General features: G+C 36.9%; 11 protein-coding genes and 10 tRNA genes. 20 read left to right on the top strand and 1 reads right to left on the bottom strand.

Annotation, left to right across the window (positions count from 1 at the left end; genetic code table 11):
• Window position 1 precedes the first annotated feature (1 nt).
• The 12 genes from AA0017_RS13235 to AA0017_RS13180 all read left to right on the top strand — a co-directional run bounded on the left by AA0017_RS13235 (window position 2) and on the right by AA0017_RS13180 (window position 5,899).
• Window positions 2-74 (top strand) — tRNA-Thr (locus tag AA0017_RS13235).
• 70 nt (window positions 75-144) lie between these two features.
• A tRNA-Tyr gene (locus AA0017_RS13230) sits at window positions 145-229 on the top strand.
• Window positions 230-236: 7 nt separating this feature from the next.
• Window positions 237-310, top strand: a tRNA-Trp gene (locus AA0017_RS13225).
• 11 nt (window positions 311-321) lie between these two features.
• Window positions 322-397 (top strand) — tRNA-His (locus tag AA0017_RS13220).
• Window positions 398-414: 17 nt separating this feature from the next.
• Window positions 415-489 (top strand) — tRNA-Gln (locus AA0017_RS13215).
• Between the two features lie 4 nt (window positions 490-493).
• Window positions 494-568 (top strand) — tRNA-Gly (locus AA0017_RS13210).
• Window positions 569-574: 6 nt separating this feature from the next.
• A tRNA-Cys gene (locus AA0017_RS13205) sits at window positions 575-648 on the top strand.
• Between the two features lie 37 nt (window positions 649-685).
• Window positions 686-774, top strand: a tRNA-Leu gene (locus AA0017_RS13200).
• 3 nt (window positions 775-777) lie between these two features.
• A tRNA-Arg gene (locus AA0017_RS13195) sits at window positions 778-854 on the top strand.
• A 969-nt stretch (window positions 855-1,823) separates the two neighbouring features.
• Window positions 1,824-3,119 carry a NupC/NupG family nucleoside CNT transporter gene (locus AA0017_RS13190; protein ID WP_413375058.1) on the top strand — a complete coding sequence of 432 codons (1,296 nt, stop codon included), beginning with the start codon at window positions 1,824-1,826 and terminating at the stop codon, window positions 3,117-3,119.
• Window positions 3,120-3,408: 289 nt separating this feature from the next.
• Window positions 3,409-3,576: a hypothetical protein gene (locus AA0017_RS13185; protein ID WP_413375056.1), complete on the top strand. Its 168-nt coding sequence runs from the start codon at window positions 3,409-3,411 to the stop codon at window positions 3,574-3,576.
• Between the two features lie 217 nt (window positions 3,577-3,793).
• Window positions 3,794-5,899: a bifunctional 2',3'-cyclic-nucleotide 2'-phosphodiesterase/3'-nucleotidase gene (locus AA0017_RS13180; RefSeq protein WP_413375054.1), complete on the top strand. Its 2,106-nt coding sequence runs from the start codon at window positions 3,794-3,796 to the stop codon at window positions 5,897-5,899.
• A gap of 361 nt (window positions 5,900-6,260) precedes the next feature.
• Here the strand turns inward: AA0017_RS13180 and AA0017_RS13175 are convergent, their stop codons facing one another.
• On the bottom strand, window positions 6,261-7,571 hold the full coding sequence (locus tag AA0017_RS13175; RefSeq protein ID WP_413375052.1) for an amidohydrolase family protein: 1,311 nt from the start codon (window positions 7,569-7,571) through the stop codon (window positions 6,261-6,263).
• 385 nt (window positions 7,572-7,956) lie between these two features.
• On the opposite strand from AA0017_RS13175, the gene AA0017_RS13170 reads away from it, so the two are divergent.
• The 8 genes from AA0017_RS13170 (at window position 7,957) to AA0017_RS13135 (ending at window position 19,403) form a co-directional block, all read left to right on the top strand.
• On the top strand, window positions 7,957-9,252 hold the full coding sequence (locus tag AA0017_RS13170) for an NCS2 family permease (RefSeq protein WP_413375050.1): 1,296 nt from the start codon (window positions 7,957-7,959) through the stop codon (window positions 9,250-9,252).
• Between the two features lie 330 nt (window positions 9,253-9,582).
• A tRNA-Leu gene (locus AA0017_RS13165) sits at window positions 9,583-9,665 on the top strand.
• 739 nt (window positions 9,666-10,404) lie between these two features.
• Window positions 10,405-11,328, top strand: coding sequence for an ArsR/SmtB family transcription factor (locus AA0017_RS13160; RefSeq protein WP_413375048.1), 924 nt, complete (start codon window positions 10,405-10,407; stop codon window positions 11,326-11,328).
• Window positions 11,329-11,815: 487 nt separating this feature from the next.
• Complete coding sequence (locus AA0017_RS13155; RefSeq protein ID WP_413375046.1) at window positions 11,816-13,114, top strand: extracellular solute-binding protein; 1,299 nt, start codon at window positions 11,816-11,818, stop codon at window positions 13,112-13,114.
• 67 nt (window positions 13,115-13,181) lie between these two features.
• Window positions 13,182-14,057 (top strand): carbohydrate ABC transporter permease, encoded by an 876-nt coding sequence (locus AA0017_RS13150; protein WP_413375044.1) that lies wholly within the window; start codon window positions 13,182-13,184, stop codon window positions 14,055-14,057.
• Window positions 14,058-14,954, top strand: coding sequence for a carbohydrate ABC transporter permease (locus AA0017_RS13145; protein WP_413375042.1), 897 nt, complete (start codon window positions 14,058-14,060; stop codon window positions 14,952-14,954).
• 19 nt (window positions 14,955-14,973) lie between these two features.
• Window positions 14,974-16,764, top strand: a complete 1,791-nt coding sequence (locus tag AA0017_RS13140; protein WP_413375040.1) for a glycoside hydrolase family 2 protein — start codon at window positions 14,974-14,976, stop codon at window positions 16,762-16,764.
• A 152-nt stretch (window positions 16,765-16,916) separates the two neighbouring features.
• A complete protein-coding gene (locus AA0017_RS13135; protein ID WP_413375039.1) occupies window positions 16,917-19,403 on the top strand; it encodes a family 43 glycosylhydrolase in 2,487 nt (828 codons plus the stop codon).
• Window positions 19,404-19,573: the final 170 nt, after the last annotated feature.

The raw sequence follows: 19,573 nt of genomic DNA, 5'->3' as shown, positions 1-19,573 counted from the left end.
TGCCGGCCTAGCTCAATTGGTAGAGCAACTGACTTGTAATCAGTAGGTTGGGGGTTCAAGTCCTCTGGCCGGCACTCTAAAAAATTTATAATAAAAAGTTGTTGATTTTTTATAGCAATTGAGGTATTATAAATAGTGTCGTTTGGAGGGGTAGCGAAGTGGCTAAACGCGGCGGACTGTAAATCCGCTCCCTAAGGGTTCGGCGGTTCGAATCCGTCCCCCTCCACCATTTATGTAGGGGCATAGTTTAAAGGTAGAACGAAGGTCTCCAAAACCTTTGGTGTGGGTTCAATTCCTACTGCCCCTGCCAAATTTAATATGGCGATTGTGGTGAAGTGGTTAACACATCGGATTGTGGTTCCGACATTCGTGGGTTCGATTCCCATCAGTCGCCCCATTTTTCTTTTGAAATATTGGGCTATGGCCAAGCGGTAAGGCAACGGATTTTGATTCCGTCATGCGTTGGTTCGAATCCAGCTAGCCCAGCCAATATGCGGAAGTAGTTCAGTGGTAGAACACCACCTTGCCAAGGTGGGGGTCGCGGGTTCGAATCCCGTCTTCCGCTCCAATTGATGGCGGCATAGCCAAGGGGTAAGGCACGGGTCTGCAAAACCTTTATCCCCGGTTCAAATCCGGGTGCCGCCTCCATCGATTATTTCTTTATATCTGCCTACATACCTAAAATGCCGGGGTGGTGGAATTGGCAGACACACAGGACTTAAAATCCTGCGGTAGGTGACTACCGTGCCGGTTCAAGTCCGGCCCTCGGCACCATATGCGCCCTTAGCTCAGCTGGATAGAGTGTTTGACTACGAATCAAAAGGTCGGGAGTTCGAATCTCTCAGGGCGCGCCATTTTATTTAACACAAACGATTCTGAAAAGAGATCGTTTTTTTATTTATTCAAATCCATAACATAACAGATTGATAAAAAATGATAGGCGACTTGTTCTTTTATGAGAGAGCAGTCGCTTTTTTTATTAGCATAACCGCTAGTTATTCCATAAATGATTTAAAAGTGGCTGATCGGTAGCTGTAAAAAGCAGCAGTAAGGAATCTTCTTACTGCTGCTTTTCTTCAATTTATTGAATCGGAGCCGAGGTGTTTACTTGTTCGTGATTTCTTTACGGCGTTAGCTCAGTTGTGATGGGTATCACTGCCACCAGCAACAGGTAGATCTAAAGTTTCAGCTAAATCAAAAATTACTTTTTCATTTCATTAATTCCTTGACTATATAAGTCTTTTCGATTTAAATCAAGGGCATCAAGACGCTTTAATAAACGAGTTTGAGTACCCGTACGGTAAGAGTGGATTTCATACGCATCTGCCGATTGGAGCTGGAGGACAAATGGGAGAACAAGAGGCCGAAGTTTTTGTTCTTTCCCTTGATCCAAGGTGTATATGAACAGAGAAGGTAAGGGATAACTTCTTATTACTTGTTAAAGAAATGACTTCTTCACTATAGAAGTAATGAAATCAAGGTTGAAAAGTGGGAACACTTCTTGTATTATTAAAAAGGATAGTTTTTAAAAGATATGACGTCTGACGTCTGATGATAAAAATAAGTGAAAAGGTTTTCAAAGGGAGTGAATTTTAAAAACTCAAAACAAAAGGAGATGGATTTTAGGACATTTATAGAAAAAATAATGATTTGGCTTTTGGGTAAGAGATTGGAAGTACGAAAAGTGTTAATCGATAGATATTTAATTTTACATCAGTAAATTTTTTTGCGAACAAGAGGTCTGACATCTGAAGTCAAGCGAATTTATAAGTGGGTTTCTAGATGATCTGACGTTCTTGTATTAAAAATGAAGGAGATTCATTATGAATGTTATTTGGGGAATCTTAGGTATATTTTTTGTATTAAGCCTTGCCTTTTTATTATCAAACAATAAAAAGAGAATAAATCTTCGTACGATAATAGGAGGTCTAATGATTCAACTCTCCTTTGCATTTATTGTTTTAAAATGGGAAACTGGGCAAAAAATTCTAAGTTGGTTGGCTTTGAAAATTCAAGACATTATTAATTATACAAATGAAGGAATTGGTTTCTTATTTGGTGGGTTGATTGGTAATGAAAGTATCGGCTTTATTTTTGCATTTCAAGTTTTAACCGTTATTATCTTTTTTTCATCGCTTATTTCTGTCCTGTATTATCTCGGAATTATGCAATGGTTTATTAAAATTATTGGCGGAGGGCTTTCAAAGTTACTTGGGACAAGCCAGGCAGAATCGATGTCCGCTGCTGCAAATATTTTTGTTGGTCAAACAGAAGCTCCACTTGTTATCCGTCCATACATTGCAAAGTTAACCCAATCAGAGCTCTTTGCAGTTATGACGGGTGGTCTTGCTTCTATTGCAGGATCAGTCCTAATCGGGTATTCATTATTGGGCGTTCCACTTGAATATCTTTTAGCAGCTAGCTTTATGGCAGCACCAGCCGGTTTAATTATTGCTAAAATTATCGTACCTGAAACAGAAACAGTAACGGAGCTGAGAATGGCTGCCAATACAATTGAAACGCAGCAAGAACTTGAAACAGCAGCTACAGCTGAAATACAACAAGATCTTCCACTTGAAGAAAAAATAGAGGTGGAAGAGGAAAAACCAGCCAATGTAATTGATGCAGCGGCAAGAGGAGCATCTGATGGTTTAATGCTTGCTTTAAATGTAGGAGCAATGTTGCTTGCATTTATCGCTTTAATTGCTTTAATGAATGGAATTCTTTCCGGAATCGGTGGTTGGTTCGGCTTTGAATCATTATCATTAGAATTGATTTTAGGTTATGTATTTGCTCCAATTGCTTTTGCCGTTGGTGTACCATGGAATGATGTCCTTCAGGCTGGTAGTTTTATTGGACAAAAAATTGTTTTAAATGAGTTTGTTGCATACGCTGCGTTTGCTCCTGAAATGGCAAATTTATCAGCAAAAACGAATATTGTTGTGAGTTTTGCTCTTTGTGGATTTGCAAATCTAGGATCACTAGCGATACTTATTGGTGGTTTAGGTGGTCTTGCCCCGAATAGACGAAAAGAAATTGCTAATTTTGGAATTCGTGCTGTTATTGCAGGATCATTAGCTTCACTTTTAAGTGCTGCAATTGCAGGGATGTTATTATAGTTTATTTTAAATGATATCAAAGGGGGGAATACATGATTGGAAGATAAGATAGTTTAGGGAGAAATAAAAGTTAATTTTCACAAGAAAATAATATGGTTTTATAAACATAAGATTCAAAAACTATTAAGAGGGTGATTATATTGTGCTAATTATCCTCTTTATAGTTAACTTATCAATACTTCATTTTTTTGAAAGAAAGGAATGAAGATGAGCCATTTAAAGAAACATAATATTTTCTTTTTTTTTGGGGTGTTTGTAATCGCTTTCTTATTGATGGGAAGAAGCGAGTTTGCCTAAGCACATTGGGCTTATTAATGATAATCGTTCGGAAAAAGAAAATGTACTCTTTCTTAGTGCGGGAGGTGAGATTTCGCCATCATTGATGTCAGGGCTTTGGTTTGGCGAGCATATGATTGTCCCTTTAAATGAAGGGCGTACTGTCGATATTAGTCAGTAATCTATATCATTCATGCAGAGTAGTTGTTGAATGTTCATCTACGACTTTATTTTTTGGAATATTGGATAAATTAAAGGGAGGAAACGAATATAATAACCGTTGAAAAACGTGGTACGATAATATAATTTGATGATTTTCAAAATATCGTATTGTTAAGAGTGGTATAGGAAGTTTAGTAGCTTTAAAGATTTAGATTTCGTAGAAGATGAGGAGAAAGATGATGAAAATAAATAAATTCTTAAGTACATGTTTGGTCGTATTAATTATATTTAATGTATTTACTTTAACTATGCCAAGAGCTTCTGCTGAAACTGGAGGAGGTCTGTTAAACCTTAGAATTATGGAAACCACTGATCTTCATGTTCATCTTGTAAACTATGATTATTACCGAGATGAGTTAACTGATGAATATGGATTAGCTAAAACAGCAACGTTAATTAAACAAGCTAGAGAAGAAGTGAAAAATAGTTTACTCTTTGATAATGGTGATTTAATTCAAGGAAATCCGCTAGGTGATTACATGGCTAACATAAAAGGGTTAGAGGAAGGAGAGATTCACCCTGTTTATAAAGCTATGAATTTACTTGACTACGATGCAGGAAATATCGGAAACCATGAATTTAATTATGGTTTGGATTTTTTAGAGAAAACGTTAAATGGTTCAAACTTTCCATATGTAAATGCTAATGTGTATTTTGCTGATGATAGTGAGGATAAAAATTATTTTACTCCTTACCTTATTTTAGACCGTATGTTTGTTGATCAGAGTGGAGAAGAACATGCATTAAAAATAGGGGTAATAGGATTTGTACCTCCTCAAATTATGCAATGGGATAAAGCACATTTAGAAGGAAAAGTCATTGCGAAGGATATCGTTGAAACAGCAGAAAAATTTATCCCACAAATGAAAGAAGAGGGCGCCGATCTGATCATTGCTATACCTCATTCAGGTTTTGAAAAAGGAATGCCAAAGGAAAAGGCAGAAAATGCAGTCGGATATTTAAGTACAGTTGATGGAATTGATGCTATTTTATTCGGTCATTCACACTCTGTATTTCCTGGACAAGGCTTTGATGATATTGAAGGAATTGATAATCAAAAAGGAACAATTAATGGCGTTCCATCTGTTATGCCAGGATTTTGGGGGAATCATTTAGGGGTTATTGATTTAGTTTTAGAACAAGTGGATGGAGAATGGAAAGTAGTTGATTCTCAATCTAGTGCTTTACCTGTTTTTGATAGTGAAGAGAGAAAAGCGTTGGTAGAAGCTGATCAAGGGATTGTAGAAGCTGTTAAACATGAACATGAGGGAACGTTAGAATATGTTCGTGGCGATGTTGGGGAAACAACGGATCCTATTCATAGTTATTTTTCTCTTGTTCAAGATGATCCATCGATCCAAATTGTCACAAATGCTCAAAGGTGGTACGTAGAAAAATATATTCAAGGGACAGATTATGAAGGAATTCCTGTTTTATCAGCTGGGGCCCCATTTAAAGCGGGTGGACGAGGGGGCCCAGATTACTATACAGATATAGAAGAGGGAACGATTGCGATAAAAAATGTGGCTGATTTGTATGTTTACCCAAATACACTAATGGCGGTTTTATTAGACGGCGCTCAAGTAAAAGAATGGATTGAAATGTCAGCTGGTCAATTTAAACAAATTGATCCAAATACATCGGAAGAGCAAGTACTATTAAATCCCGAATTTCCTTCTTATAATTATGATGTTATGGATGGAGTTACTTATCAGATTGATATAACACAACCTCCAAAATACGATCCTAGTGGAAATGTAGTTAATCCGGATTCGAATCGCATTGTCAATTTGCTTTATGAGGGGCAAGAAATAACAGCTGAACAGCAATTTATTGTTGCTACAAATAACTATCGTGCAACTGGTGGTGGAAACTTCCCTGATGTAGATGGTAGTAATATTATTATTGAATTTCCTGATGAGAGTCGTCAGATCGTTATAGAGTATATCTTTGACCAACAAACGATTAATCCATCAGCTGATAATAACTGGACTTTTGCCCCTATAAAAAGTGATGTACTTGTGACATTTGAAAGCTCACCAAGTGCCAAAAGTTATGCAGAGCAAATGGAACATATTCAATATTTAGGTACATTGGACAACGGTTTTAGCAAATACTCAATTGAATTATCTGTTGGTGATCAGGAACTAATAGAGGAACAATTGGAAGATTTTAAGGAATCAAGTCGTTTTTTGTTAATAATTCTGTTTATTGTAATAAGCGTTCTTCTAGTTGGAGGACTTGTTTGGATTGGAATAAGTAGAAAGAAGAGCATTAAGTAAATAATTAATACTCAACTCAGAATGGACACTATAAATCCCCTAGAAGAAGTGAATGTTATTCGAACTTCGGGGATTGGTGTCCTTTTATGCTATAGAAGTCTAACTAAGGTATTAATGAAGAAAATCTATCTTATAAATAGGGCTGCTAATAATATTCGTTTTAAGAAGTGCTTTTAGATGTGTTTCAAAAAAATACGAGCAAACCTTGTATTGGTAACACACTCATAATTACGTTACTAGTAACTATTAATTTAAGAGGGATTGAACTGGATTTATAAGCAATTTGAATAAAAGTACAAGCACGATTAAACATGAATTTTTGAAATAAATATAGTGAATTAGCCCAATGACCTTTATGAGATTAACGAATAAAGGTCTGATGCAATCGATTGACTTCTGCAATGATTCTCTCCTCATCGATCGTTAAACACTGCCTATCCTTTACAACTTGTTTACCACCGATAAAGACGTCACAGACATCTCGTCCGTTAGCTGCATACAATAAATGCGAATACGCTTCACTCAGTGGTTGTAAATGAGGTTTGTCTACGGGATTAATAGTGATAAAATCAGCATGCTTCTTTGTTTCAAGAGAACCGACATGACTCATACCGATCGCCTCTGCACCGACTCTAGTGGCAAGTGAGAGCACAGTTTCAGCTGGAAGTTTCGTTGCATCTTTGTATAACCCTTTTTGAAGAAGTGCTGCTGTTCTAACCTCTTCAAACATGTCAAAGTTATTATTAGAAGCAACTCCATCTGTAGCAATTCCGACTTTTATTCCTGCCTCAAGAAGCTTTACAACATCAGCAACTCCTGAACCAAGCTTCAAATTGCTAATAGGATTATGGGCGACGCGAACTTCATATTCTTTGAGTAAGCCTCGCTCTTCATCGTTTAGAATAACACCATGTGCTATAACTGTTGGCTGATCAAATAGGCCGGATCGACGAACATGCTCGACAGGACGTACTCCATACTTTTGGTTGATTTCTTCAATTTCTCCATCTGTTTCAGAAAGATGAATATGGACCATTACGTTATTTTCTTTTGCAATCCGTGCACTTTCTTCTAATGCTTCAAATGTACATGTATAAGGACTATGTGGGGCAACCATTGTTGTGAGTCGACCATCGGCGTACGATTTATATTTTTTCGCGAAGTTTTCAGCTGTTATTAAATTTTCACGTTGTTGTGATTTAGTACCAAGACTAAAGATTGTATGGGAAAAGGCACCTCTAATCCCTGAATCACCTAAAACGGCCATTAGTTGATCACCATCGAGCCCAACCGGATTAAACATATCAGAAAAAGTCGTCGTACCCGATTTTAACATTTCTAACACACCGAGTAATGTACTAATAGAAGCCATTTCCGTTGTGAATTGTTTTTCTAAAGGCCATATTTTTTCATTTAGCCAAGGTTTCAACAACATATCATCGCCAATTCCTCTTAAAATCGTCATCACAATGTGAGAGTGAGTATTAACGAGTCCAGGCATGACCCATTTTCCTAATAGATCAACGACTTGATTAACATCGGTTAACTGAGCACTAGTATAGGAGCCGATATAGGAAATGACCTGATCTTCAACAATCATAAGTCCATTTTCAAATACTTCATTGTTAAGATTCATTGTGAAAAATTTAGCATTTATGTAAGCTGTTTTCATTTTAGTACCTCCAGAGAGTTCTTGAATTAATTTCCAATATATTGTGCGTAAGGAATACTACGCTAATTTTTAATAGAAAAAAGATAAATAGAGAATGAAGGATTGATCTACATTCATTATGCCGGATAAATGCTTGCATCTATTTTGAAATGTTACCACTGTATTGGTAACTATAAATAATTTACATTTATCTGTCTCGTTTGTCAAATGAATTATGCTATAACTGACTTATTATTTAACTGTGATTAGTTCGTAGAGGAGATAGAATGGATTACTTGTAGATCAAATTTCTTATTTACAAATTTATATGGTTGAACTTATAATACGAGTCAGTGGGTTATTTTCCGCCGGGTGGGAGAGGGTAACTGAATAAGGAATGTTTTAAATGGTAAAAGGGTTTAAGAATTATTTTGATCTAGCTGGTCATGAGACTTCTTTGAAAAAAGAACTTCTAGCTGGAACGATATCATTCATTACCATTGTGTACATTATTGCTGTTAATGCAGCCATTTTAGCTGAAGCAGGTATACCATTAGAGGCTGGAATTATTGCCACTATTTTAACTTGTGTAATTAGCTGCTGGTTTATGGGATTTTGGGCAAATGCGCCAATTATCTTAGTACCAGGAATGGGGATTAACGCAATGTTCACGTATACCTTAGTCCATTCGATCGGATTGACGTGGCAAGAAGCATTAGGCGTAGTCGTTGTATCGGGAATCATTGTGACGATTATTTCTTTTACACGATTAGCAAAGTTATTACTAGAAGCTATACCAAATTCATTAAAGCACGCGATAACGGTTGGGCTAGGTTTGTTTTTAGCACTAATCGGATTAGAAAAAGGTGGTCTTATAAGGAAAGGGGAAAACTCCCTTCTTGCGTTAGGGGATGTTAGTAGCCCTTTTGTGATTGCAACCTTATTATCGATTGTGTTAGCCATTGTGTTATTTATAAGGAATGTACCAGGTAATTTTTTAATAAGTATCGTTGCTGGAACAGGGATTGCAGCTGTTTTAGGAGTTCTCCAATTTCAAGGGAATGACTCGAATCATTTAAATTTAGAAAGTTATTTTTCTTTATTTGGTGCTATTTCTTTTGAAAGGTTCGGTGACTTCGTCTTTTTAGTTGCTGTTTTTTCATTAACGATGGTTCTTTTATTTGAGAATATCGGGTTAATAAATGGGCATTTAAATATGATTAATCGACCAGAAAAATTTACTCGTTCTTTGCAAGCCAATGGTTTTTCGATTTTATTTAGTGGTTTTCTTGGGACGAGCCCTACTGTTGCAACGGTTGAAAGTACAGCTGGTATTACGGCTGGAGGCAGAACAGGTGTTACGGCAATTGTGACAGGAAGTTTGTTTTTGCTTTCTATTTTTGCCATTCCCTTTATTAAGATTATTCCAGGAAGCGCGATTGCTCCTATCTTAATTATTATTGGAGTTTTAATGTTGCAAAATGTGAAGCAAATTGACTTTCAAGATTTTTCGGAAGGGTTTCCTGCATTTTTAGTGATTGTGATGATTCCATTTTCATATAGTATTGCGGATGGAATTGCCTTTGGCTTTATTGCTTATCCAATTGTAAAGTTTGCATTAGGAAAAGCGAAGGAAGTATCTGCACCGCTTTATATTATTGCCGCATTATTCTTCCTAACCTTTATTGCACATGTTTATTAAAAATAGTTACGTTACAGCCTTATCGTTTTAGACGATAAGGCTGTTTTTATACTTTAGGAGCTCAATCTGGGGGGGAAACATGTAATAAAAATAATAATACTCGGAATCAAAAATGAAAAAGCGACATATGTAAACCTTCAGCAACTAAATAAACTAAGGAAGAAATATGGAGGAGAGCTACCACGATGAAAAAGAAGGAGAATGGAAATACTAGATTTTCATTCTCCTATCAATTCAAATTAGAAAAATCAATTGACAATCCTAGCATAAGATGGTAAGATAGTTTTTGTCAGTTCATTCAAGTTGCTTGTTTATAAGCAATCAACACATGCCTGAGTGGTGGAATGGCAGACACGGTGGACTCAAAATCCACTGCCAGCGATGGCGTGCCGGTTCAAGTCCGGCCTCAGGTATCAATTTTAAGTGAAATGGTATTTTTTTACCAGGTGTAAAAAGGATTGTGAGTTTAGTCTTATGACTGAATACGCAATCCTTTTTGTTTTAGTCATGTCTTAATCATCGTGTGCGTAAAATATTGTGCTACCTCATATTTAACCTTAAAGGAGTGTAGTAAATTGACAAAGAGAAGAAGAATAAACATTAATAAGTGGTGGTGAGTACTTTCAAACGTGCTTAGCTTTGTTTTAAAGGAGAAACCTCACTTATCGTATAAAGCGGTGCTGTAAGTAGAATCTAGCAATTGTTCAAGCGTGCTTTAGAAAGTTATAAATACTCTACTGAACCGCTCAATACTAAAATGTTTAAAGACGTTATTATCTATTGTATGAAACGCTAGGTAATACCGCAACTACTATCAACCACTGTTATAAGAAGTATGAAACAGTTCTATTTGTCCTTACATAATGAATTAATCATACCTAATCCCTCGCTTATACCCTTCAAAAGCAAGGAAAGAAAGAGCAACTAAAACCCTATATAGATGATGGAGTAAAAGATCTTTTATCCCAACCAAATAAAAAAGAGTTTGAGGCTTTAGAGATTATACTATAATATTAGTTTTTTTAGATACAGGGGTCAGGCTCTTAAAACAAAAAGTTAATTTATTTATTATTAATCTGGATTATTACAGCTTTTTTGTTTATATTAATTATAAGGAACAGATACTAGTTAATGAGTTAGGGGTGGGTATTGTTGTTAGAATTATCAATTAATGATCCTGACTATTTACGTAAGGTTTCTCATGCGTTGTCGTCAGAGGTAAGGTTAAAAATGATTAAGCTATTAAATATGGATAATATGAATATACATCAATTAGCAAATGCATTAGAGATCCCAATTTCGACAGGTGCTTCTCATGTGAAGGTGTTGGAGGAAGCTGGTCTAATCCAAACAGAATTGCGCCCTGCAAGTAGAGGGGCGATGAAGGTCTGTACACGGAATTTTGATGATATTCATATTCAGTTATGTAGTAATGAAAAATATACACAAGACTATAAAAATTTTGAGTTAGAAATGCCAATTGGGCAATATGTTGATTTTGAAGTTGCTCCAACTTGCGGGATGGCTAATCATGAAGGAATTATTCTCCCGGAAGATGAGCCTGTTCATTTCTATAGTCCAGAGCGGTCGAAAGCGCAGATTATTTGGACACGCAAAGGGTATTTTGAATATAAATTTCCGCTAGTTATTCCGCATGAATCTGAAATAAAGGCCGTTCAATTTTCATTGGAAATTTGTTCGGAGGCACCGAACTATGATCATAATTGGCCATCTGACATTACCGTTTGGTTAAATGGAGTTGATATAGGGACTTGGACGAGTCCGGGAGATTTTGGTGAGCGGCCTGGACGATTAAATCCACCTTTTTGGAAAGATTTGACTAGTACACAATATGGATCTTTAAAAACGTGGACAGTAACTAGTCAAAGAACAATGATTGATGAGTTCTATTTATCAGATGTGAAAATTGATGATCTGGGAATACTAGAACGCAATTTTATATCGTTTAAAATTGGCATTAAGGATGATGCTGTTCATAAAGGTGGAATGAATTTATTTGGTAAAGAATTCGGTGATCATACACAAGACATAAAATTAAAAATAGATTTTTCTTAATATATAACTCATTTCCGTGTAAATCTGATCGGTTATTTTTGTGTTTAGGCTATTTGGAGTTGGAGGGTTCGTATGCCTCCAGCTCCAAGTGGCTTATTTGTTTACGTTCATAGCAATAGTTATTTCCATTCATTTTTCAAAATAGCTTAATAAAGTTCATCCCCCCTAATCGTTCCTCTTTAGTGAGCATTTCTTAAATCTCCTTTTCTCCTTATCTCTACTTTCTCTATAACTTAAAATGATGGTGCGTTCTCGAAATGACACGTAGCAATAATTCTATACAGAATTCATAGGCTAAAATCCAGAATATATATATTGTTGTTTATAAACAGTAAATATGTAATTAATACATAAAACGACGAAAAAAGAGGTTGACTTTGCATTTATGAAAGCGTATTCTAAACGTATAATTACAGAAAATAAGTATTATTACAATTTTTCTGTAATTAATGAAGATAAAATTTATTTGAAAAGGGAGGAATCAATAATGAAAAAGAGCTTAATGAGTTTTTTGGGTCTAGTACTAGCTATGTTCGTACTAACAGCCTGCTCTGGCGGAGCGGGTGAAGGAGCTGGAGGGGGCGTAGAAGTACCTGAAGGGGCGACCGAGGTTGTCTTATGGAATCTATTTGGTGGTGGAGACGCTGAGTACATGCAAGAAATAGTTGAAGAGTTTAATAATAGTCAGGATGGAATTTTTATTAATAACGTTCTTCAAGATTACGATGAGTATTATACGAAACTTTTAACTAGTGTTGCATCGGGCAAAGGACCAGATTTGGCAATTTCTCATACCCATGTATTACCTGAACTAGTGAATCAAGGTCTGCTTCAAGAATTGGATACACTCGGTCTAGAAGTTGGTATAACTTGGGATGATTTCAATCGAAATATACTAGAGGCAACCATCTATGATGAAAAGCATTATGCCGTTCCTATTGATACACACGCACATATCTTTTATGTAAATAATAAACTTGTCGGGGACGCTGGTCTATTAAATGAGGATGGAACGGTGAAAATGGAACAAACACCTGATGGATTTAGAGAATTCTTCACAACTCTTAAAGAAGAATTACCTGATGATAAGTTTCCATTAGCATTTTCAACTGCCGGTGTCGATAGTTATCGTCATTGGTGGAGTTATTATACACAGCTTGGAGGCGAACATATTCTTACTGAAGACCTAGAAAATCCAGAATATGTTCTTGATGTTGATAAAGCGATTGAAGCTGCGGAATACCTGTATAATCTTTGGCATGAAGATGAAGTTATTCCATTGAACCTTGCCGATTTCTATGCCGAGTTTCAATCAGAGAATTCAGCTTCAATTGCAACAGGTGTTTGGGCAACTGGGATTTGGGAAACGACGGAAGAGTTAGAATTCACTGCAATGCCACTTCCGAATATTTTTGGACAAGAAGGTGCTTGGGGAGATTCGCATACATTTGTCATTCCTTATTACCAAAGTGCAGACACTGAAGTACAGAAAGCGGCACTTGAATTTATGGATTTTGCAACAGAGAAAGGTGCCATTTGGGCAAAAGCTGGCCATATACCTGCTAAAGATACTGTCGTAGAATCGGTAGAATATCAGGAGCTTCCATATCGTAGTGAATATGCTCAGGTCGCTAACTATGTCAACTTTCCAGACCGAACCATTTATGCACGTGGGGTTCAAGATATTATGATTCGTAACCTCGATTTGATCTGGACAAATGAAGTTTCACCTGAAGAAGCATTTAACAAAATAGAACAAGAAGTTGCTAGTCTTATAGGAAGATAAGGTTTGATTTTGTTCAACTAACATTAAATCTATAGGTGCTTTTGCTTTAATTGAAGGGAGTGTAGTGATGAATAAAAAGGCATGGGTTCAAGATTTGAAGGCAGTCCCGTTTCTATTGCCCTTTTTTATAGCATATGTAGTCTTCACCATTTTGCCTATCTTTAAAGGGTTAGAGATGAGTTTGTACGACTGGACTCTTGTTCGTAAAATGGAGTTTGTTGGATTGGAAAATTATCAAAAAATGTTTGCGGATCCTCATTTCTGGAGGACGCTTTGGAATACAACGTTATTCGTTATACTAACAACGCCAACGATGGTTCTGCTTGCTTTGGGATTAGCGTTGCTAGCAAACTTGAATTCAAAATGGCGAACCTTTTTCAGAGGGGCGTACTTTCTACCGAGTATTCTATCTGTAGCTGTCATATCCTTTCTTGTTATTTTTATGCTTCAACCATACAGTGGACTCGTAAATAACGTTTTACAAAGTATGGGTCTTCAAGTGGAGCCGTTCTGGTTGGCAGATAAATATTTAGCTTGGGTAACAATTGTGCTTGTAACTTTATGGTGGTCAGTAGGATTTAATATGATTTTATTTCTCACTGGTTTACAAGATATACCAGATTCATTATATGAAGCAAGTGAAATAGATGGAGCGACTCGGTGGGAGCAGTTTCGTTATATTACTCTCCCTCAGCTTTTACCGATTGGAAGAGTGATTTTGTTGCTGCAAATTTTAGCTTCCTATAAAGTGTTTGCACAAATTCTTTTAATTACTGGTGGGGGGCCTGGTGGTGCAACAAGACCGCTCATCCAGTATATTTATGAGACTGGATTTAGGCAAAATAATTTAGGGTATGCTGCGACTATGTCTTATGCATTGTTCTTTATCTTATTAATACTCTCAGTCATCCAACTTAGGGCTAATAGATCGGGGGAGAGCTAAATGAGTGAAGTAAAAGTATCTAAGAATCATAACTCCACTCAACCAAGCAAGAATAAAAACACAGCTTTATTACAGCGAAATCGTGATCCGATGCGCAGGCTGAAATTAACCTTAGGCTTCCTTGTAGCGATTTTGTTTATTCTACCAATCATATGGATGTTGTTTGTGTCTGTGAAGCCAAATGGCTTTTCGACGACTAACCCCCTAGATTGGTTTATGCCACCATTTACTTTTGATAATTACACGAATTTATTATTTGAAAGCTTGATTTTACGTTGGGTGTTTAATAGTTTCATTGTTGCACTCATAACCACAATATTAACATTAATTATTACGTCACTCGCAGCATTTGCGATATCTCAAATGAAATTTAGATATAAAAAGTTTATTTTCATCTTTTTCTTATTAGGTTTAATGATCCCGGGGGAAGCAACGATTATTCCATTGTATGAAATCGTCAAAAACCTCAATATGATTGACACTTATGCGGGACTAATCTTACCGATGATTACATCCTCACTCGGTGTCATTATCTTAAAGAGCTTTTTTGATGGAGTACCAAAAGAGGTTGTTGAGAGTGCCATTATAGATGGGTGTTCCTCTTTCAAACTATTTTATAAAATTGTTTTGCCATTAGCGAAACCAGCGTTAGCAGCTATCGCCATTTTTACATTTATTGGTTCTTGGAATAACTTCTTATGGCCGTATCTATCTATTTTATCGGAGCAACTTTATACGTTACCTGTAGGGATTCCGGTATTTAATTCAACTTACTCACAAGCATATGTACTTCCGATGACGGCCAATGCTATCGCTTCAATACCGGTCATCATCGTATTCTTAATTTTCAAAAAACAAATTGTGAAAGGCATTAGTTTTACAGGAATTAAAGGCTAATTAAAGGAGTGTATTACAGATGACAACAACAACAGAAAGCAAGGTTACTTACCAACGAACAGAATATCCGCGCCCTCAATTTCAACGTCAAGAATGGATGAATTTAAATGGGACTTGGAAGTTTGCATTTGATGACGACAACATTGGTGAGAAAGGGTTGTGGTATCAACAATCTTCCTTTACAACTGATATACAAGTTCCTTTTACGTATGAGACAAAAGCTAGTGGGATTGGTAAAGAGGAATTTCATCCTTATATTTGGTATCAAAGAACATTTGAAATCGCTAAAAAGGAAATCGGGAAACGAGCGATACTAAGGTTTCAAGCAGCAGACTATTTAACAAAAGTGTGGATTAATGGGGAATATATTGGTGAACATGCTGGAGGAAATGCTGCTTTTTCCTTTGATATTACAAATGCTCTCGATTATACAAAAGAAAATGAAATAGTGGTCAAGGTAGAAGACAGTCAGAGTTGTTATCGACCGAGAGGAAAGCAACGTTGGCGTGATGAGAATTTTGGTTGTTGGTATGTGCAAAATACGGGGATTTGGCAAACGGTGTGGCTCGAATTTTTACAAAAGGAGAGCATTGAAAAGGTGAAAATTGAGCCTAAATTGGATACGAATTCTGTTTTATTCGATTATAAGCTCAATGGTGAGATCGATTCGGATTGGAAGCTCGAAACGACCATTAGCTTTGCTGGGGAAGTCGTAAAGCGGTTTACAAACGTGCCAGATCGTACGAATAGTCGTGTGGAAGTCAGTTTGCTTTCTGACTTATATGAATGGAAAGTGATGCATTGGAGTCCGGAACACCCTAATTTATATGATGTGCGATTTACTTTATCTATTAAGGATCAAGTGGTCGATGAGGTGCAATCCTATTTTGGCATGAGAAAAGTATCGATTAAAGATGGTCAAGTGCTCCTCAATAATGTTCCTATTTATCAAAAGCTCTTACTTGACCAAGGTTATTGGCCAGATACGATGTTGACGCCTCCATCAGATGAAGCAATGCTAGAAGATATTGAAAAGACGATAGCGATGGGATTTAATGGGGTTCGTAAACATCAGAAGCTAGAAGATGAACGCTTCTTATACTGGTGTGACAAAAAAGGATTGCTCGTCTGGTCTGAAATGGCAGCCACTTATGAATTCTCCGATGAAGCCGTTGAAAATTTCACAAAAGAATGGCTAGAGATTGTGCAGCAACATTACAATCACCCGTCAATTATAACGTGGGTTCCCTTTAATGAATCATGGGGGGTACCAAATATTTTTAAAGATAAAAAGCAACAGGCCTTCACAGAGATGATTTATTATTTGACCAAAACGCTTGATTCAGAGCGGCCTGTCATTGTTAATGATGGATGGGAGCATACGATTTCTGACATTATTGCCCTTCATGACTATGAGGAGCTTGGTAAGGTATTCTATGAGCGTTATAAAGACAAGAGTCCAATTTTAAACAATGAAATTCCTCATAATAAACATAAATATGCATTTGCAGATGGTTATCAATACAAAGGTCAACCGATCATGATCACGGAATATGGTGGTATTGCTTTTAATGAAGCAAGTGGCTGGGGATATGGAAATCAAGTGAATACAGAGGAAGAATTTTTGAAACGGTATCGTGATATAACAGATGCGATCAAATCGCTTCCTTATATAAATGGTTATTGCTATACACAAACGACTGATGTTCAACAAGAAATCAACGGTTTGTTGAAAGAAGACCGAACACCGAAGATTGCATTAGAAAAAATAAAGGAAATTAATGATGCAGACAAAATATGGATTAAATAAGTTTTGACATAAAGTTCAGATCCTACTTATTAGCAGAGTGAAGAGAAGGGTTTCAATCAGGTGGGACAGTTTTTCCACCTGATTTTTTTCATGGTTTTGCTTGTTTAAAATGAGTTTGCTGCTAGAAACTTACTCGGAAGGAGTGGAGTTCATTGCGTATAAGGCTAATGACAATTACATTATTTTTAATCGTTAGTTTTTTGAGTTCGTGTAATGGAACGGAGGATGAAAAAGAAGTGCGATATCAAAATCCAATTGCTTTAGAAGACGAATGGGAGGAATATGGATTAGGGGATCCGTTCGTTATGAAACATAATGGAATGTACTATTTGTATGTTAGTACGAGAGATACCGATATTGGTGTCAAGGCATGGAGTTCTATGAATTTAGTTGATTGGCAATATGAAGGGCTTGTGACAGAAGAACCTGAAACGAGGGCAGCATATGCACCGGAAGTGATCTATTGGAATGGATATTTTTATATGTACACTTCTCCAGCTGGGCAAGGTCATTATATATTGAAAAGTGAGAGTCCGACCGGGCCGTTTCATTTAGCTTCACAAAATTTAGGGAAATCAATTGATGGCAGTGTCTTTATTGATGATGATGGTTCCATGTATTTTTCGCATGCAGGAACTGACGGAATTGAAGTGGCCCCGATGAGTGACCCATTAACAATAGGCACAAGTATTTTAACTGATGCTTATATGGACGGATGGACAGAGGGTTCGACCATTTTTAAAAGAAATGGGAAGTACTATATGACATATACCGGAAATCATGTATTTAGTGATGCTTACCGGATTGATTACGCAGTTAGTGAGCATCCAATTGAAGGATATCAGCTTTCGGACCAAAACCCTATTATTATAAATACAGAAGGTTCTAATGTCGGTTTAGGACATAACAGTGTAGTAAAGGGTCCGAATCTAGATGAGGATTATATCATTTATCACAACTTAGAAGGGCCGGGTATTGTAGGTCCGTTACGCCATATGAATATTGATCGAATTGCCTGGAATGGCGACAAAATGCTCGTACTTGGACCTACTTTTACCGAACAACAAGGGCCTGCATCACCTGTTTTTGAAGAGCGTTTTAATAGGGGGAAACTAGGTAATAGTTGGGAGGATATCAATGGTGGGGAATGGGGGATTGAAAATCAAACCTACTTGAGACAGACAGCAACGGGTTCGACGGAATGGCATAAACAAGTAATAAAAGAAGCAACAGCAAATGATTATACAGCAGAATTTCATGGGAAAATGGTGAACGAGAGTTTAGGAAGTTCTAGTCAATTATATGGTGCTGTATTTTCCTATCAAAATGAGAATAATTATGGAGTCGCATTATTCAGTCCGAGTGATCATGCTCTCCTTGCTCGCTTTACTGTTGATGGACAAAATTCGGATTGGTTTTCATCTGAACTACCGGAAGAGTTTGACTTTACAAAGCTTCACCAAATAAGAGTAGAAAAGTCTTCGGATTCTTTCGAAATCTATGTGGATGGTATGCATCAATTGAGTTTAACTGCTGCTCTAGATGGTGGGAAAATTGGTTATATGACTGAAGATGTTCAAGTGGATTTCGGTTACATTGCCTTTAGTAATGATGTGAATGGAAGCAGTGTATGGGATGTGTATAAACCTCTACCGGGCACAGTTCAAGCGATTCATTATAAAAGTGGTGGTCAAGGAGAAGGTTATCATGTTCTGAACGAAGAGAATAAAAATGGGGAGTATCGTTATGATGCGGTTGCTATCCAAGAAAGTGAAGATGGTGGTTATAGTGTGAGTTTAAAGCAACAGGAAGAATGGTTAGCTTATCTTGCAAATGTTTCTAAAGAAGGAACGTACCATCTTGATTTGCGATTCGCTACTGAAGATGAAGATACTGAATTAAGAATATGGCAAGCTGATCAAGATATCTCGGGTACGATTTCTCTTTCTAATACAGGAGGAGGAGCCCAAAGCTGGCGAACGATAACCGTCAAAGATCTGGAGTTGTCAGAGGGGCAACAGGAATTGAAAGTAGAGTTAGTACAAGGAGAAGTTCATTTAGCAGCTATGACTTTTTATGAGGCTGATACGGTTGAACAAATAACTGAAAATTTTACAGAAGGTTTAGAGAATGAATGGATGATGTATGAAGGATATTGGTCAGCGAGAGGTGGGATCTTTCAGCCAAGTGAGCGTAACTTTTCAAAAGCTTTAGTTGGAAAGGCAGGTTGGACAGATTATACAGTTGAAGTAGATGTAAGCTTGAACAATACGGATGGAGATGCAGGGATTCTTGTACGAGGAATGAATGCAGCGAACGGAGCAGAGCGTAATCAAAATAATGGAGATTTCCTTCAAGGTTATTATGCATTTATTAATGCAGACGGGGTGCATTTAGGAAAACAAAATTATGGATGGGAAAATTTAGCGTCTGTATCGGCCGAATTGCCAGAGGGGATTTTTCATCAGATGAAAGTAGTAGTAAATGGCGGAGAGATCCAAGTATTCGTTAATGATATGGATAGTCCTAAAATTGTGTATGAGGATACATCACCATATGCCTTTACTCATGGAAGGGTAGGGTTACGTAACTCTAATGGAATCGCTGATTTTGCTCGATTTAACGTGACAGCTAATTAGTGGATGGGGGAAGGCGTGATGTTATTACTAGTCGGTTCATCTTTAATCTTAAATACAAGAAGAAAATTGAAGCAATAACTAAATCAGAACAAAGGGATTACCCTTTGTTCTGATTTTTATTATATGGGTTTAAAACCACGTGCTCTGCACGTGTGAAAATAAAACTTCAA

It is taken from the genome of Alkalihalobacillus phoenicis, assembly GCF_047302405.1.
Taxonomy (GTDB): Bacteria; Bacillota; Bacilli; order Bacillales; family Bacillaceae_D; genus Alkalihalobacillus.
The sequence above is the reverse complement of the archived record's forward strand: the minus strand, read 5'-3'. Positions and strand labels throughout refer to the sequence as shown.

What these genes read in the sequence shown, in the direction of transcription:
- AA0017_RS13190 (WP_413375058.1), top strand. Translation starts at nt 1,824, where the DNA reads ATGAATGTTATTTGGGGAATCTTAGGTATATTTTTTGTATTAAGCCTT.
- AA0017_RS13180 (WP_413375054.1), top strand. Translation starts at nt 3,794, where the DNA reads ATGATGAAAATAAATAAATTCTTAAGTACATGTTTGGTCGTATTAATT.
- AA0017_RS13175 (WP_413375052.1), bottom strand. Translation starts at nt 7,571, where the DNA reads ATGAAAACAGCTTACATAAATGCTAAATTTTTCACAATGAATCTTAAC.
- AA0017_RS13170 (WP_413375050.1), top strand. Translation starts at nt 7,957, where the DNA reads ATGGTAAAAGGGTTTAAGAATTATTTTGATCTAGCTGGTCATGAGACT.
- AA0017_RS13155 (WP_413375046.1), top strand. Translation starts at nt 11,816, where the DNA reads ATGAAAAAGAGCTTAATGAGTTTTTTGGGTCTAGTACTAGCTATGTTC.
- AA0017_RS13150 (WP_413375044.1), top strand. Translation starts at nt 13,182, where the DNA reads ATGAATAAAAAGGCATGGGTTCAAGATTTGAAGGCAGTCCCGTTTCTA.
- AA0017_RS13145 (WP_413375042.1), top strand. Translation starts at nt 14,058, where the DNA reads ATGAGTGAAGTAAAAGTATCTAAGAATCATAACTCCACTCAACCAAGC.
- AA0017_RS13140 (WP_413375040.1), top strand. Translation starts at nt 14,974, where the DNA reads ATGACAACAACAACAGAAAGCAAGGTTACTTACCAACGAACAGAATAT.